Consider the following 15,814-nt stretch of genomic DNA (forward strand, 5'->3'; position numbering starts at 1 on the left):
CACCAATCACATTGTTCAGGCTGAAAAAATACAGGTTCCCACTCTGCCAATGAATCGGCATATTGCGTTAACGGAAGCATTTTTTCTCGAATTGGCTTAAGAATATTGTTTAACGCTTGATAACCTTGCGGGCGTGGTAAACCTATTCTTGCCAATTGTGGTGATTCATCTGCTCTAAAAAACACTCCACCATTGATCGGTTCTAAACGTAATGGCGTATTCGAATCTTGCTGTTGAATGGCTTGTACTTTATCGAGTTTTTCAAGCCACGGCTGACCAAGATACACCAACCAAGCTGTTGAACGAACACCTTTTTCTAAAGAAGGTTCATCATTGGTTACAGCACTGGTCTGCGTCATATCTTTTTCAATATCTAGACCTAAGAAACGGTAATTGGCTGCGGTTTCAAAAGCTTGCCATGGTACAGCTTGGGTAAAATCTAAGGGCTGTCCGACGCGATAACCACAATAGGCTTGTTCTATCTTAATTTCACGAATAATGGATTTAAAAAATTCAATACACTTTAATCGTCGATCACTGTTATTGGTAAAATCAAAAGGGAAAATAAAATTTATCCATGAGTACCATTCGTTATTTGCAAAATCAGGGTTAAATGAAGCCTTAACTCCATACTTAGGGGCAAAGCTCATATTGGGTTGATCTGAAAAATAATAAATGACAGAGGTTTTTTCCTTTTTTATATCTTCTAATAAATTTTCAGGAAAACCCTCCTTACGAAATTTACGTTCACGTTGATTTTTTACAGAGGCTTCTCGCTGAAATTCAACACCTGTCAAAGCAATATAGTCTTGTATTTTCTTGACAAATCTTTTCTTAATTTCTAGTTGATCACCATCATAGAACCAAAAAGACATCATTAAGTTTAAACGGAGTGGCTCAGTCTTTGACTCAATATCAACATAAGGCAATGTGTAGTCTTGTGTTTGTTCAATCTGATCTAACCACGCTTCCGCTTGTTGAAATAACTCACCCATCATCTATTCCTTATTATTTCCAAAGATTCTCTGCATTCGTCACAATCACATCCCAAATTTCACGCATTTTATTCACTTTACTGGTCTTTTTACCTTGCGGGGTACTGCTTGGCTTTTGTGTATTTTGCGGTATTGCCTTTGCCTTACAACCACAATCACTTGTTTTGGGATCAGCAGATACTCGAATCATCGCAAGTTTTGTGCTACTACCTAAAAATCTTGTGTAGTTAGTCATTTGTTTTTGATCAGGAGGGTCTTTGCTGTCCAAAAACTTAATTTCTACCCAATGTAAGAGATTATCAATAGTGGGGGCTTTCATGATGTCTTTGAGCACAACTACATCTGCCCCTATGCGATGATCTCCCCCAGGCGTTTCCATAAACTTATGCCGAGGCGGGTTTGTCCCAGCAACCATCAACGGTTGTTTGGTTTTTATGTCATAAATCACTTCGGCTTTAATCGGACATTTATGTTCCATCACAATATCTACGAGTGCAAAAATGACTTGCACGGCTTTTTGTCTAAGGTGGCGTAATCCGCCCCATAAATTAATCACTTTATCAGCAATCGTTTCTTTTTTAGACGCTTTCCCTGTTGCACCACCAATTTGATTACTAAAACAGCAAACTTTACAAATCACCGATTTAAATAAAATTGGTTTCTTGGTGTAAACCTCATACCAAGCGCCAACTCTTGAAGCTTGCGAGGGTACGGTTGGTTTTGTTGAACTGCTTGGTTTGGGTGTCGTAGAAGCTCTTTGTTCTCGCTTAATATCAGTCGCAACTTCAGTTGCAAAAGAAAATATAAACTCAATCAACTCTTGAGCAATCGTTGCGCCAATATCTTTTAAAAAAGGTGCAAGATACTTTTTGACCAATTCAGTGGTCACTTTTGCTGCCTGATTGAGGAGTTTTTTGAGTACGTGGAGCAATACTCTCAACAAAAATGCAATGACAACATATGCAGCTGCAACAATTGGAGCAACCATAATTTCCTCTTATTCTTCTAAATGATCAATATCATCTAATTCATCTTCTGGATCTTCCACATAAAACAAGGCTTCATATGTTTTTTTAAGAAGCGGAGATTCGCCTGAATTTTGTTGGTGGTTATTTGGTAAATCTGCAATATACAAATCGACTTTTTCCCGCTGATCAGTTTGAATCGGTTGAGTTTTTCCAAACTCATCCGTGATTCCCGAAACTTCAAGCCCATTTTCAGCAATCAGTCGATAGTTATAATTCGCCATCGGTTGTTTGGCATCATCAAGAAAAGTCACAGCAGCTGAATAAGGTTGATCAATCATCACAGGAAGTGCTGGAAAGACTGTTTGTATTTTTGCCCCACTCTCAAACTTATGCTGACCAGCTCTAACAACAAATTCCCTACCCATTTTCACCTCATTGTTTATCATAATTTAATTATTTGTTAAATTATACATCACAATCTTTTAATAGTCCTGATTTTTTATGTCATTAGTCATCGCCTTCAACTTAGATCGTTATGCAATACTTGCTACAGATAGACGTGGAGTCATAAAATACAGCGATACAAAAAAACATATCACTCTGAATATCAATGATCATTATCAAAAAATTAGAAAAGTACCCTTTGGTTTTTTTGCGGCAGCTGGTGATTATTTTATAACAACGTGTTTTTATGCTGAATGTATGCGAAAAATGCCAAAAAAAAGAAATTTAGAAGAACTCCTTCAAGATACTTATCATAGATATTGCAATATGAAAGGAATTCTGCACTTTTCAGGAATCACAACAATATTGCTGATTGCGAATCACCGTACAGCAGGTAAAAATTGTGAGAAAGATGCTATTTTAGAAATCAACATCAGTTATGAAAATATTGAAATTCAAGAAATTGAAACGATGAATTTAGTCGCATTGATGGCAAACATGAACCCAGATATTCATTTCTGGGATAGTGTCAGTGAGTTATTACGTCCATCCAATCATTTTTTAGGAATAGATCAATTTTTGAGTTATCACCTAAATCTAATTCACTACATTTGGCAAGAACAGCTCAAATTTGACCACTTAATTTCCCATCATATTGATTTTTATTTTCATGATCGGATGACAAGCAAAGGAATATTTATTCCCTATGAAAAGTTTACAAATATCTCCGAGGATTTGGTTAAAAAACTATAGAATGGGACTTCGACTTAAACATATCTTTAACTTTTAAAAAACATCGTGAAGAGTTGATACGCACGTGCATAGCTCACTTTTAGTAATTTCACAGTTGACCGTAAAACTTATTAGAGAACTGCAAAAACACTCAATCACTAGTAAAACAACGATTACAAATAGAATTCTGCCTAAAACAATTGCGGACAATATCTTCGAGTATCATCTTAGATCATGGGTTTAGTCATCCAGTCTTTTTTGCATTCTGAATGAGAACGATTAGAATAATAGCAAGATGATTAATATGGAGTCACCATGCAATACCAATGTCCAAAGTGTCAAAGCCGGAAAATTCTCCCAGTTGCAAATGGCAACACACCTGCTGCTCGCCCAGTTGTACCTAAAAGCTTGGTATTCTTGATTCCACTACTCTTTATTTTATTGCTTTTGGTTGTCATCAGTATAGTGATGTGGATTTTCAGTAACGGTGCAGGTCAGACATTGCAGATTGCAACAGTGGTGGTTTTTATTGCAACAGTGATTGCTGGCGTGCTTTTTTGGCGTGATCTTCCTGATTTTAAAATTTCCATGCAATCTTTTATGCAAGCCAATAAAAATTGGAAGTGTCGCGACTGTAATCATGAATGGCAAATCTAAAACCATTACTTAACAGATTTAAAAATCAAACCATTCACATTAATGTGAATGGTTTTTTTCTTGAGCTATAGGTGAATCTTGAGCATGGTTCTGTGTTGTATGTGAATCTACCATATCTGCATCATCCTCGATTTGTAGAGTCATTTCGGTGATCCCATGCTGATGACTCAGCATTTCCATGGCTTGTTGATATAGCTGGTTGCGATCTGCTTCAGGTGCATACAAATGGACAGTTAAATGAACATTTTTGGAAGTAATTGCCCAGACTTTGAGTTGGTGAATACTTTCCACGCCTTTGATTGATAACAGGTCATTCCGTAACTTCTCAATATCAATTTCCTCAGGTACACCCTCTAAGAGAATATTGATACTTTGTTTAAGTAGAATCCATGTTCTTGGCAAGACCCAAAACCCGATAAGCACAGCAATGACTGTATCAACCCACATCCAACCCGTGAAATAAATAATTGCTCCACCGACGATAACACCAACTGAACCAAGCGCATCACTCAAGACTTCCAAATAAGCTCCCTTGATATTTAAACTTTCTTGGGAACTTGAAAATAAAATCTTCATCGAAATCAGATTAATCACCAAACCAATAACGGCGACAATCATCATGCCTACACTTTGAATTTCAGGAGGTTGACTAAAGCGTTGATAAGCTTCATAAAGAATATAAATCGCCACCACAAACAACATCAGCGCATTAAACAATGCCGCCAAAATTTCAAAACGCTGATAACCAAAGGTACGCTTATTGTCCGCGGGTAATTTTCCAATTTTTATCGCGACCAATGCAATTGCGAGTGCAGCTGCATCGGTAAACATATGCGCAGCATCAGACAATAACGCTAAACTCTGTGTAATGAACCCAGCCACCACTTCAACAATCAAAAAAGTACCAGTCAATAGCAATGCAAAGCTTAGTTTTTTAACATTGCCCTCGGTGACCATGGCGTGACTATGATCATGCCCTTGTTGTTCACTCATTTCGCACCTCTCTTTATTTGATGTATTCGCAATTCATTTCTTTTTCAATTATTGATAATAATAATTATTATCAATAATACTTTTTCTCTATATAATGCCTACACAACATTTTTAGATTTGACAATACCCCTTCTAACAGGATGTCTACAATGAAAAAATATCTTGCGCTCGCCCTACTGTTTTGTTCTTATAGCCATGCACATGAACCCTATGTTGCTCCTTTGAGTTACCTCACTGCAAATACACAAATTCCTGTCATTGCTGGTTATGCAGAAGAAGCGCTCAATGCTGAACATGCACTTAAACAAACAACTTTAACGGTCATTCAACCTGATCAAAACCAATTACAAGTTCAACCTACCAGCACTTTAAAATCTGCGACTGTTTTTGACTTAGCTCTACCACAATCAGGCACTTATCAATTGGGTACTAAAGTTTCTTTCCCGCTCAAATATGTACAACATAATAAAGAATGGAAAATGCTTTTTGATGTTGCCGCAGATAAAGCAGGAAATATTTCCGAACGTGACTATGTCGTCCCGTCTGATTTCAAAAAAGCCCCTGTACCCGTCAGTATTCAGCGTGAATGGTCAATCCAAAGCTATATTTCAAAAGATAAATCCTCTGCTTTTCAAAACAAAACTGATGCAGTCATGCAGGTTGAGTTTAAAACCCATCCCAATGACATCACTGCACAACAACCTGTACAAATTCTAATTAAAAAATCAGGGCAAGCACTCAAAAATGCGGAGCTACTGATTCGAGCTCAAGGTCAAACCGATAAGCAAGCGTTAAAAGTTCCTGTCGCTACGGATGGCTCTGCCACACTTACTTTCCCATATTCTGGACAATATCTTGTTGAAGTCAGTGAACCTTTCAATTCAACCGCAAAACCAGTCAATCAAAACTACACCATTATTAGCTTAGGCGTATTACCTGCTGGCAAATAATACAACCTTAAAAATATAGAGACCCTCTTCTTGTTTTACTCAAAAAGAGGGCTTTGTTTTTTAGACAAGCAATTAGTTACTTCGCTCTTTACGCTCATTCATCCAACGATAGATCACAGGCAAAATCACCAAGGTCAACAACGTAGATGACATAATTCCACCGATGACCACTGTTGCCAATGGACGCTGTACTTCTGCACCTGTCCCAGTTGCCAATGCCATCGGCACAAAACCTAAAGAAGCAACACAGGCTGTCATCAATACAGGTCTTAGACGTAAAATTGCACCTTGCCAAGTCGCATGATAAACATCAAGTTGCTGACGCAATTCCTTAATGAATGTCAACATGACCAGACCATTCAACACCGCCACACCAGAAAGTGCGATAAAACCAACACCTGCTGACATAGACAATGGTATTCCTCGCAACCACAATGCAATCAAACCGCCACATAGTGCAAATGGAACACCAGTAAAGACCAATAAGCTTTCTTTGAAGTTATGGAAAACTGCCATTAGCAAAATAAAAATCGTAATCAATGCCAATGGAACCACCAATTGCATTCTGGCTTTGGCTGAAGTGAGGTTTTCAAACTGCCCACCATAACTCAACCAATACCCTGCAGGCATTTCCTGTTTAGCCAAAGTAGATTGAAGTTCTGCAACAAAAGAACCTAAATCACGTCCTTCTACATTTGTAGTGACAACAACCCGACGCTTACCATTTTCACGGCTGACCTGATTGATACCTAAAATATTTTCTACTTTAGCGACATCTTGTAACTGAATTAAGCCACCATTTGGTGTTTGAATCGGCAGCACAGCCAAGTGTTCTGGAGTACGTTGCGCATCATCCAGACGGATCACAAAGTCAAAACGACGATCTCCTTGTAAAATTTGCCCAACATTCTGCCCACCCACACTTGTTGCAACCAAATCCTGAATAGCTCTTACAGATAATCCGTATTGCGCTGCTGCTGCTTTATTCACTTCAACATTAAGCAAAGGTAAACCCGATGTCTGCTCGATCTTAACTGCGGATGCGCCTGAAATACTTTGAACTTGTTGGGCAATTTTACTCGCCTGTTGGTTCAATACATCCATGTCATCGCCAAATATTTTGATCCCGACATCACTACGCACACCTGAAATCAATTCGTTAAAGCGTAGTTCAATCGGTTGTGAAAACTCACTGTTATTACCGGGTAATGTTGCCAGAAATGCAATCATGCGTTGACGTAACTCATCTATGCTTTCTTTCGGATTTTTCCATTCCTTCTGCGGTTTTAACAAGACCACAGCATCTGAAATATTCGGTGGCATCACATCTGTTGCCACTTCTGCAGTACCAGTACGGGCAAATATGGCTTTAATTTCTGGAAACTCTTTTAACAACAATTTTTCCGTATTTTCTTGCATTCTTAAAGATTGCTCCAAGCTGGTACTTGGGGAACGCATTTGCTGTACTGCAAAATCTCCTTCACTCAACGTTGGTGCAAATTCACTTCCAATCTGTGTTGCAAGTAGACCTGTCAAAAATAAAATACACAGCGCAAGCGTGATGACCAATACTTTAAAATGATAGGCTAAGTTCAGCACTGCTTCATATTTACGCTTTAACCAAAGCATCCAGCGACTTTCTGTTTCCTTCACCTCACCATTTACAAACAGCGCCACCGCTGCTGGAATAAATGTCACAGAAAGGATAATCGCGCCAAGAAGAGCCAATACAACTGTCATTGCCATTGGATGGAAGAGTTTAGCTTCAACCCCTGACAAAGCAAAAATAGGTAAGTACACCACCAGAATAATCAATTGACCAAAAATCAATGGACGACGTGCCTGTTTTGCTGCAAGGAATACTTCTTTAAAGCGCTCTGATCGTGACAACAAACGCCCTTTAGCATGTTGAGCTTCTGCTAAGCGACGAATACAATTTTCCACAATCACCACTGCACCATCGACAATAATCCCGAAATCTAATGCACCTAGACTCATCAAGTTAGCACTGATTTTTTGTTCCACCATACCTGCTAAAGTGAATAACATGGACAATGGAATTACACAGGCAGTAATTAAAGCCGCTCGGAAATTACCTAGGAATAAGAACAAAATAACAATAACCAGAATCGCCCCTTCAACAAGGTTTTTCTGTACAGTTTTAATCGCTCGCTCAACCAGATCAGTACGGTCATAAACTGTTTCAATCACAATGCCTTTCGGTAAAGACTGCTGGACTTCCTTGACTTTGGCATCCACAGCACGTGCAACTGTACGGCTATTTTCTCCCATCATCATCATGGCAATACCCAGTACAGTTTCTTGACTGTTATAAGTCGCCCCACCAGTTCGAAGATCATGCCCTATCGCTACGGTCGCAACATCAGCAACACGGATCGGAAAACCATTTTTATTGCCAATGCTGACATTTTGAATATCTTCAATACTGCTGAGCATTCCCGGAACACGTACAGTCAATTGCTGACCATTGGTTTCAATAAAACCAGCACCACGGTTCTCATTGTTTAAAGTCAAAGCATTTTGCAAATCACTGAGAGGGATTTGCAATTGTTGTAAACGATTGAGATCTGGAGTGACCACATATGTTTTATTAAAGCCACCAATCGAGTTTACCTCAGCAACACCAGGTACTCGTTGTAATTGCGGTCTTACAATCCAATCCTGAATTTCACGCAAGTCCATGGCGGTATAAGGTGTACCATCAGGTTTCTTGGCATTGGGTTCAGCTTTGACCACCCACTGATAAATTTCTCCCAGCCCTGTCGATACGGGTGACATCGTAGGTGAAATATCATCAGGTAGTGCTGCTTGAGCTTCTTGGATACGCTGATTAATTTGTTGACGCGCCCAATAAATGTCTGTGCCATCTTTAAAAATAATGGTGACTTGTGATAAGCCATAACGAGAAATTGAGCGGGTCATCTCAAGTTTAGGTAGCCCCGCCATCGCAGTTTCAATGGGATAGGTGATTCGTTGCTCAACTTCCAATGCAGTAAACCCAGCTGCCTGTGTGTTCACTTGTACTTGGACATTGGTAATATCAGGTACCGCATCAATCGGTAATTTTTGATAGCTATAAACACCTACACCAATCCAAGCCACGATAAACAGTATCACCCATATCGCATTTTTGATTGAGAATTGAATGAGTCGATCAAACAAACCCTCTGCCTGAGGCAATTCCTGATCTTTGTCTAAATCTAATTGAGAATCTGGAGAATCCTTAATGGTCATGGCTCGCTTCTCCCTTTTCTAGTTCAGATTTGAGTAAGAAACTGCCTTGCCCCGCGTATTGCTGCCCTTGCTTCAGACCTGACTGAATTTCAATCCACTGTCCATCACTGGATACCTGCCCCAAGACGACAGGCTGTGCTTTAAATTCAAGCTTTTTATCATGTTCATTGGCAACAAATACAACATCTTTATCCTCTATTTTTTGTACTGCACTTTTTAATACACGTAACGCTTGAGCAGAACCCGGCTGTTGAAGCTGAACATTGACCATTAAGTTTGGACGTAATTCAGCAGCATTGGACAATACTTTGGCACGCACTTGTAAACGTCCAGTCTGAGCATCAGCTTCAGTATTTAAACTTTGAATCTGAGCCTTGAAAGTATTACCTGTTTGTAACGACTTAAACTCAATCTGTTGATTCGGTGCAATAGATGAAAACTCGGAACTTGGAACAATAAATTCAAGCCACAATTGATCCAACTGATCAATCACGAACAATTGACTGGCAAGCTGAACATTTTCCCCCATGACTAAATCTTTTTTGCTAATAATTCCCGCAATCGGTGCTGTCATGACATAACGTCCCTGACTTCCAGAAGAAGCCCCTAAAGCAGACAGACGAGATTTGGTTGCTTGTACCTGTATTTGAGCCTGTTTATAGGCATTGTATGCACGCTGATAATCCTGTTTGGCAGAGATGCCTTGTGACCACAATTGACGCTCACGTTCATAATCTTGATGCGCCAACTCCATTGCAGTTTGTGCAATCTGCAAATTCGCTTGTTGGTCAACCAAATCTGGAACAACGAGCGTTGCCAATGCCTGACCTTTTTGCACACGCTGCCCTAGCTCTACATTTACCGCTATCACTTGTCCACTAAAAGCAGGAGATACATGCGCCTGTCGATCGGTATTGACCATGATTTTTGCAGGATAAGAAGCTGACTTTAAAACAGCTCCCATTTCCGCTTTGGCGAGTTGTATGCCTTGCTCAGTAATTTGCTGTGCAGTCAGGCTAATGGTTTCTTTTTCCTCCTCTTCACTATGCCCACCTTCATTTGCACCTCCCTCAGCTGATTCTGCTGCACCTTCTTCACCATGCGCATGTCCTTCCTCACCATGCCCTTCTTCTTTTGATGTGCTTTTTTTCGATGAAAAAAGTAAAGCTGTTGCAATAAGTGCTGTCACGACAATAGCAACAATGATCAGTAGGCGTTGAGAAATTTTGCCCTGCTGATGCTGAAACGATTTAAATTGATTTAGCATATTAATTTCTCCCACCAATCACTGGTAGTGCTTGAGTCTCTTGCCATAAGTTTTGATTAATTTGTGCGATTGCATCTTTCGCCATGATTTGACTTGGTTCAACGCCTAGACTCAAACTTTCTGCTTCAATGGCACGTTGCCATCCATCTTTGAGTAATTGCACCTTGCGTAAACGTACATCCTGCAATTGTAAAGTCGCTTGCTGTACATCCGTTACAGCAAACTTACCTACTGTAAAACCCATTAAAGTTTTACGTTGTACCTGAGCGGCAAGTGGAATTTGCGACTGATCCACAGCATTAAATTGCACTTCTAATCCTTGCAGTTCAGTCAATAATGTACCGACCTGCAAAGCATTTTGACGAAGATAGAATTCTTGCTGTTTGTTTAATAAATCTTCTTTCGCACGCGCAATTTGCACACCATATTGTTGGCGGTTAAAAATATTCAATGGAATCGACACCCCCACCACAAGTGCATTATCCGTTTGTGCTTGAGGTGATCGTGTGCGGTTTACCCCAAAATTCACAGTAGGATTTGGGCGCGCTGAGGCTTTGAGCTGATCTACGGTCGCTTTTGCCTGCAACACTTGTAAACGGCGTGATTTTTCAAACAAATTATCCGATAAATATTCTTGCACTTGTTGATGAGAAGAAGATGGCCACAATGATTGTGGACTCAGATTGATACTGATCGATTTATCTGAATCTCCCCATAAATTTGATAATTGCTGTCTAGCAACCTGAACTTGTAGATCCGCTTGGCGATACAGACGCGCATTTTCAGCATGACTTAATCGCACCCGATCCACATCGACTTGGGCAACACCACCTGCTTGATAACGCTTCTGGATGGCATTCAAATTTTCTTCACTGACTTTAAGTTGCTCTTGAACTACACTACGTTCGAGTTCAAAAATTGCCAGTTGTGACCATAGATATTTAACAGCAAGCTCAAGTTGAGCTTGATAAATTCGCTGATTTAAATCGCTTTGATCTTTAGAAAGTTGCGCCAATTTTTGAACAGATTTTCGCTCACCAAAAATATCCAAGCGCTGAGAAACACCTATCGCAAGCTCTTTATCATCATTTGAACCAAAGCCTGTTTGCTGTATGGATATCTCTGGATTTGTCCACAGTTTTGCTTGTTTTATATTCGCATCCGCAATCTGCTGCTGAGTCTGCCACACATTTTGTGTTTGTTGGTACTGCTCTGCTTTCGCGATTGCCTGTTGCAAGGTTAATGACTGTTTTGAATCATTCGCCCAAGCGCTAGATGTAATGATACTCACCATGAGCGCGCCAAGAAGAGACGATCTAAAGCTCAATCTAGACTTTTGTAAGGTTTTACATGTTTTTTTAGGCATAGAAATGCTCCACTAAATTCAAATATTAGCGGTGAGTGATTTTTCGGCTACCCCACCTTATAGCGGGGATAAGAGGGGCGGTGGGTTAGGAAAATATAGATCAGGCGACTGGTATAAGTTGTTCCAGCCAACAAATGGCGCTTCTCGGTAACCTATAAATTTAGGCTGTTCAGCATGTTGCTGATCATCCACGACAATAAAATGGACTAAAGAAGGCAAATGATCACTATGATCATCATTGAAATGATTTAGAAAATCGTTAACGCGTACATCATGCTGATGGGTTGCTTTCTGTGGAGAAGCCCCATGATCTGTTTGAGTCTCAGACCCATAGCTTCCCAATAATTGAGGATGTAGTAACTGATCTTGCGTACAATCAGGCGCACTATGATGACCAAAATGCTGAATGACCGATTTCTGAGCTGCTCCAGCACTTTTTTCATGATCACAAAAAGCCGCTGCCACATTCCAAAGGCTCTGGAACATGAACAAACTTAGCAAGACTGTGATGAAAACAGCTGAACGTTTCACAGATTGAGACTCGAAATCAAAATACATGATGAATATAGCAACTTTGTTGAGCTATTCAAATTACAGAAAGGTAATTTTTAAAAATTCTAAATCTTTTATTAACTAGGACTAACACAAACAAAAGTATATAAAAAGCAATTGACAAATTACATAAAATTATTTGCAAAGTTTACAAAATCAGCTAGATTTACTGATATCTAATCAATTTTTTATGATTAGCAATCTCTTTTACTTTGTTAATGGATTAGCAAGGAGGTTTTATATGTTGGTGCATATTTTTAACCGTTTTTTAGGAGATTCCACATCTCGCCAAGCATTTGAACAAAATGCATCTGAAGCAACGCTCGAAAAAGCGCAAGCACATGATTTTGAAGATCAACATTTAAGTTCAGATGAAATCGCAAATCGCAATGCAATGTGGTGTTATCTCAGAGCCGCTTTACGCGGAGATCAGGAAGCCCAATATAAAATGGGGCTGAGTTATCTCAATGGGCAACTGGGTTTAGACCGTAGTTATAGTCATGCTGAAAAATGGCTTGAACAAGCGGCGCATCAAGGTCATCTTCATGCAAAAGAACAGTTAAAGAAAGCCTATGACGAACTTGCATTCTCATAAATTATGTTAATTGTATTGTATATATCGCGCGATAAACAGAGCTAAAACTGGCTCTGTTTATTGATCAATTATACTGGGTTATCCACCTGAATTCATTTGTTTATTTTTCACGCAAACATTGATTATTTTTACTTTAAAAATTGATTTCAATATGGTAAAAATCACTAAATAAATAAAAAAACTATAGAGTATTTACTCTAAAATATTTTTTAAATTCAGAGGCTTACTACTAGTAATTTTATTTTTTTTGTATATTATTGCCCCCAATAAAACTGACTATCTTTTATACAAGGATAGCTTCACCCAGAAACTAAAAATACAGCTCATATATTCATTTTAGCAAAATCAGGAAAATAGCTATGAATCAGAAATTGGAGCAACTTTTTCAAGAAAAGGTTCAAGGTAAAATTGCATTAATCACTGGTGCATCTAGTGGTATTGGTTTAACGGTTGCAAAAAAACTTGCTGCGGCAGGAGCACATGTACTTTTGGTGTCTCGTACAGAAGAAACACTCAAAGAAGTTCAAGCGGAAATCCAGGCAGAAGGTGGTCAAGCGGACATTTTTCCGTGCGACTTAAATGATATGGATGCAATTGATAGGGTCTCTAAGCAAATCATTGCTTCGGTTGATCATATTGATATATTAATTAATAACGCAGGACGTTCGATTCGCCGTGCTGTACATGAGTCTGTCGACCGTTTCCATGACTTTGAACGTACCATGCAGCTGAATTATTTTGGTGCTGTACGCTTAGTATTGAACATTTTACCGCAAATGATGACACGCAAAGATGGTCATATCATCAATATCAGCTCGATTGGTGTATTGGCAAACGCAACCCGTTTCTCTGCTTATGTTGCTTCAAAAGCGGCTTTAGATGCCTTTAGCCGTTGCTTATCTGCCGAAGTCCACTCACATAAAATTGCGATCACATCGGTGTATATGCCTTTAGTGCGTACACCCATGATTGCACCAACCAAAATCTATAAGTACGTTCCGACGCTCTCTCCAGAACAAGCTGCAGATTTGGTGGCTTATGCGATTGTTAAACGTCCGAAAAAAGTTGCAACCAACTTAGGACGTTTAGCTTCAATTACCTATTCAATCGCACCTGGAATCAACAATAAATTAATGTCGATTGGTTTTAATTTATTCCCAAGCTCAACTGCCTCTGTGGGTGAACCACAGAAACTTAATCTAGTACAACGTGCCTATGCGCGTTTATTCCCTGGTGAACATTGGTAAGTTTAAAACATCTTAGAAAGCTTATTTTTAAGTAAGCTTTCTAGCCACTCAATAAAAAATTGAAAATAGGCAGGTCTATATTTTCTTTCTAAAAATAAAAAATTAACAGGAATCTTGAGACAAGGTTCATCTTCAAAAATTCGAATTAATTTATTTTGTGCAATAAAAGGCACTGCATCGAACGCTGGAATCTGAATGATCCCCAATCCTTGTAAAGCAGCATGTAGATAGCTTTCTGTGTCTTCTACACACAGTTTGTAGGGAAGATTGACCTGAATATTTTTAAAATACAGGCGCTCAAAATCAGTATCTAAATTTTTGATTTGATACCCGATCAGAAAATGCTCTTGTAAATGCGTCAAGCGCAATGGCTGTTGCAACCTATTTAGATAATCAGGAGAAGCCAAGGTATATAAATCAACATTGGCAATCGGTCTTACAATTAAATTTTCATCCTCCACCCTACCCACACGAACGACACAATCTAAACGCTGTTCGATTAAATCTGAATAATGATCATGACTATAAATTGAAATTTTAACATTTGGATATTTTTCATAAAACTCATTGAGATAAGGAATAAGGTATTGTGTTGCTATACGCAACGGCAAACCAATTTTAATTTTTCCTATATGCTCACGATTTTTTAATTTGAAATGATCTAATGTTTCAGACTGTAGAATTAAGTGTTTAACCTCTAGAAAAAATTGCATTCCGTCATTGGTTAAATTGACTTTTCGAGTAGTTCGATTAAACAGCAAAATTTCATATTCTTTTTCTAAAGCTTGTATGGCATAGGTAATGGTGGAACGTGGTAAGTCTAACTCTTTTGCTACTTGTGCAAATGAGTGTTTTTCTGCAACAAGACAAAAAATTTTAAACCGCTCTATTTTATCCATCTATTATTCAAATTTTTCAAACAATCCATTCGATTCTATCCACTATGTAGAATAAAAAATAGCACCTAGAATTTCAACATCACTGGTTAACATTGGAAAATAAAAATGAGCTCACATGACTTAAAAGATAAAACCGTTATTATTACGGGTGGCGCAAAAAATTTAGGTGGTTTGATCTCTCGTAAATTTGCAGAACAAGGCGCAAATTTGGTCATTCACTATAACAGCCCAGAAACCCGAAAGGATGCTGAAGAAACACTTAAAGCTGTTGAACAATTGGGTGCTCATGCAACACTGATACAAGCAGATCTTTCTAATATTGAGAATATTGAAACCTTGTTCATCAAAGCCAAAGAAACTTTTGGTGATATCGATATTGCAATTAATACAGTCGGTCGAGTATTAAAAAAACCATTGATTGAAACCACAGAACAAGAGTTTGATTCAATGAATGACATTAACAATAAAATCGCTTATTTCTTCATTCAATCTGCGGGAAAACATCTCAATAATGGTGGAAAAATTTGCTCAATCGTGACCAGTCTTTTGGCAGCCTATACCGGTTTGTATTCCACCTATGAAGGCTTAAAAGCACCGGTTGAGCACTACACTCGCGCGGCATCAAAAGAATACGGAACACGTGGTATTTCCGTTACAGCCGTTGCGCCTGGTCCAATGGATACCCCATTTTTCTATGGTCAAGAAGCACCTGAAGCTGTGGCGTACCATAAATCTGCCTCAGCACTGGGGGGCTTAACCAAAATTGAAGACATTGAACCTTTGGTACGTTTCTTAGTCACAGAAGGCTGGTGGATTACAGGACAGACTATTTTTGCCAATGGTGGTTATACAACACGATAATGCTGCTCGAGAAAAGTGCCCATTTTATTCAAT

General features: G+C 38.9%; 15 protein-coding genes. 6 read left to right on the forward strand and 9 right to left on the reverse strand.

The window, feature by feature from the left end; genetic code table 11:
* From F938_RS19060 to F938_RS19070, 3 genes are all read right to left on the reverse strand, one after another.
* Positions 1-995 (reverse strand): type VI immunity family protein (locus tag F938_RS19060; protein WP_005034367.1); only part of this gene is annotated, 995 nt, incomplete at its 3' end.
* Positions 996-1,008: 13 nt separating this feature from the next.
* Positions 1,009-1,983: a hypothetical protein gene (locus F938_RS19065; RefSeq protein WP_005034368.1), complete on the reverse strand. Its 975-nt coding sequence runs from the start codon at positions 1,981-1,983 to the stop codon at positions 1,009-1,011.
* A 9-nt stretch (positions 1,984-1,992) separates the two neighbouring features.
* Positions 1,993-2,388, reverse strand: coding sequence for a hypothetical protein (locus F938_RS19070; RefSeq protein WP_005034369.1), 396 nt, complete (start codon positions 2,386-2,388; stop codon positions 1,993-1,995).
* A gap of 76 nt (positions 2,389-2,464) precedes the next feature.
* Here F938_RS19070 and F938_RS19075 point away from each other — a divergent pair, with 76 nt between their 5' ends.
* Together F938_RS19075 and F938_RS19080 are read left to right on the forward strand one after the other, a co-directional pair.
* On the forward strand, positions 2,465-3,160 hold the full coding sequence (locus tag F938_RS19075) for a hypothetical protein (RefSeq protein ID WP_005034370.1): 696 nt from the start codon (positions 2,465-2,467) through the stop codon (positions 3,158-3,160).
* Positions 3,161-3,454: 294 nt separating this feature from the next.
* Positions 3,455-3,796, forward strand: a complete 342-nt coding sequence (locus F938_RS19080; protein ID WP_004825419.1) for a hypothetical protein — start codon at positions 3,455-3,457, stop codon at positions 3,794-3,796.
* 39 nt (positions 3,797-3,835) lie between these two features.
* On the opposite strand, the gene F938_RS19085 is transcribed toward F938_RS19080, so the two are convergent.
* The gene (locus F938_RS19085) at positions 3,836-4,789 is read right to left on the reverse strand and encodes a cation diffusion facilitator family transporter (protein WP_005034371.1); all 954 of its coding nucleotides are present in this window, start codon (positions 4,787-4,789) and stop codon (positions 3,836-3,838) included.
* Positions 4,790-4,938: 149 nt separating this feature from the next.
* Between F938_RS19085 and F938_RS19090 the strand changes: the two genes are divergently transcribed.
* Positions 4,939-5,739: a DUF4198 domain-containing protein gene (locus F938_RS19090; protein ID WP_005034372.1), complete on the forward strand. Its 801-nt coding sequence runs from the start codon at positions 4,939-4,941 to the stop codon at positions 5,737-5,739.
* Positions 5,740-5,811: 72 nt separating this feature from the next.
* On the opposite strand, the gene F938_RS19095 is transcribed toward F938_RS19090, so the two are convergent.
* Genes F938_RS19095 through F938_RS19110 form a run of 4 tightly spaced genes read right to left on the reverse strand, consistent with a single transcriptional unit; the run spans position 5,812 to position 12,113 of the window.
* Positions 5,812-8,994: an efflux RND transporter permease subunit gene (locus tag F938_RS19095; protein WP_005034373.1), complete on the reverse strand. Its 3,183-nt coding sequence runs from the start codon at positions 8,992-8,994 to the stop codon at positions 5,812-5,814.
* Positions 8,984-10,261 (reverse strand): efflux RND transporter periplasmic adaptor subunit, encoded by a 1,278-nt coding sequence (locus F938_RS19100; RefSeq protein ID WP_005034374.1) that lies wholly within the window; start codon positions 10,259-10,261, stop codon positions 8,984-8,986. Before F938_RS19100 ends, F938_RS19095 begins: the two co-directional genes overlap by 11 nt.
* Before the next feature lies 1 nt (position 10,262).
* Positions 10,263-11,627 (reverse strand): TolC family protein, encoded by a 1,365-nt coding sequence (locus F938_RS19105; protein WP_005034375.1) that lies wholly within the window; start codon positions 11,625-11,627, stop codon positions 10,263-10,265.
* Positions 11,628-11,684: 57 nt separating this feature from the next.
* Entirely contained in the window at positions 11,685-12,113 is a 429-nt protein-coding gene (locus F938_RS19110) for a cation transporter (protein WP_227567152.1), read from the reverse strand.
* Between the two features lie 307 nt (positions 12,114-12,420).
* Between F938_RS19110 and F938_RS19115 the strand changes: the two genes are divergently transcribed.
* Together F938_RS19115 and F938_RS19120 are read left to right on the forward strand one after the other, a co-directional pair.
* Positions 12,421-12,774, forward strand: a complete 354-nt coding sequence (locus F938_RS19115; RefSeq protein ID WP_004825435.1) for an SEL1-like repeat protein — start codon at positions 12,421-12,423, stop codon at positions 12,772-12,774.
* 359 nt (positions 12,775-13,133) lie between these two features.
* Positions 13,134-14,021: an SDR family NAD(P)-dependent oxidoreductase gene (locus F938_RS19120; protein ID WP_004825436.1), complete on the forward strand. Its 888-nt coding sequence runs from the start codon at positions 13,134-13,136 to the stop codon at positions 14,019-14,021.
* 2 nt (positions 14,022-14,023) lie between these two features.
* Here the strand turns inward: F938_RS19120 and F938_RS19125 are convergent, their stop codons facing one another.
* Positions 14,024-14,920, reverse strand: coding sequence for a LysR family transcriptional regulator (locus F938_RS19125; RefSeq protein WP_005034377.1), 897 nt, complete (start codon positions 14,918-14,920; stop codon positions 14,024-14,026).
* Between the two features lie 105 nt (positions 14,921-15,025).
* On the opposite strand from F938_RS19125, the gene F938_RS19130 reads away from it, so the two are divergent.
* On the forward strand, positions 15,026-15,781 hold the full coding sequence (locus F938_RS19130) for an SDR family oxidoreductase (protein ID WP_005034378.1): 756 nt from the start codon (positions 15,026-15,028) through the stop codon (positions 15,779-15,781).
* Positions 15,782-15,814 lie beyond the last annotated feature (33 nt).

It is taken from the genome of Acinetobacter bereziniae LMG 1003 = CIP 70.12 (genome assembly GCF_000368925.1).
In the GTDB taxonomy this organism is placed as follows: Bacteria; Pseudomonadota; Gammaproteobacteria; order Pseudomonadales; family Moraxellaceae; genus Acinetobacter; species Acinetobacter bereziniae.

Excerpts from the sequence above, each read along its gene's own strand:
- F938_RS19075 (WP_005034370.1), top strand. The coding sequence starts at position 2,465 with ATGTCATTAGTCATCGCCTTCAACTTAGATCGTTATGCAATACTTGCT.
- F938_RS19115 (WP_004825435.1), top strand. The coding sequence starts at position 12,421 with ATGTTGGTGCATATTTTTAACCGTTTTTTAGGAGATTCCACATCTCGC.
- F938_RS19080 (WP_004825419.1), top strand. The coding sequence starts at position 3,455 with ATGCAATACCAATGTCCAAAGTGTCAAAGCCGGAAAATTCTCCCAGTT.
- F938_RS19120 (WP_004825436.1), top strand. The coding sequence starts at position 13,134 with ATGAATCAGAAATTGGAGCAACTTTTTCAAGAAAAGGTTCAAGGTAAA.
- F938_RS19085 (WP_005034371.1), bottom strand. The coding sequence starts at position 4,789 with ATGAGTGAACAACAAGGGCATGATCATAGTCACGCCATGGTCACCGAG.
- F938_RS19125 (WP_005034377.1), bottom strand. The coding sequence starts at position 14,920 with ATGGATAAAATAGAGCGGTTTAAAATTTTTTGTCTTGTTGCAGAAAAA.
- F938_RS19090 (WP_005034372.1), top strand. The coding sequence starts at position 4,939 with ATGAAAAAATATCTTGCGCTCGCCCTACTGTTTTGTTCTTATAGCCAT.
- F938_RS19095 (WP_005034373.1), bottom strand. The coding sequence starts at position 8,994 with ATGACCATTAAGGATTCTCCAGATTCTCAATTAGATTTAGACAAAGAT.
- F938_RS19100 (WP_005034374.1), bottom strand. The coding sequence starts at position 10,261 with ATGCTAAATCAATTTAAATCGTTTCAGCATCAGCAGGGCAAAATTTCT.
- F938_RS19065 (WP_005034368.1), bottom strand. The coding sequence starts at position 1,983 with ATGGTTGCTCCAATTGTTGCAGCTGCATATGTTGTCATTGCATTTTTG.
- F938_RS19070 (WP_005034369.1), bottom strand. The coding sequence starts at position 2,388 with ATGGGTAGGGAATTTGTTGTTAGAGCTGGTCAGCATAAGTTTGAGAGT.
- F938_RS19110 (WP_227567152.1), bottom strand. The coding sequence starts at position 12,113 with ATGTTCCAGAGCCTTTGGAATGTGGCAGCGGCTTTTTGTGATCATGAA.
- F938_RS19130 (WP_005034378.1), top strand. The coding sequence starts at position 15,026 with ATGAGCTCACATGACTTAAAAGATAAAACCGTTATTATTACGGGTGGC.
- F938_RS19105 (WP_005034375.1), bottom strand. The coding sequence starts at position 11,627 with ATGCCTAAAAAAACATGTAAAACCTTACAAAAGTCTAGATTGAGCTTT.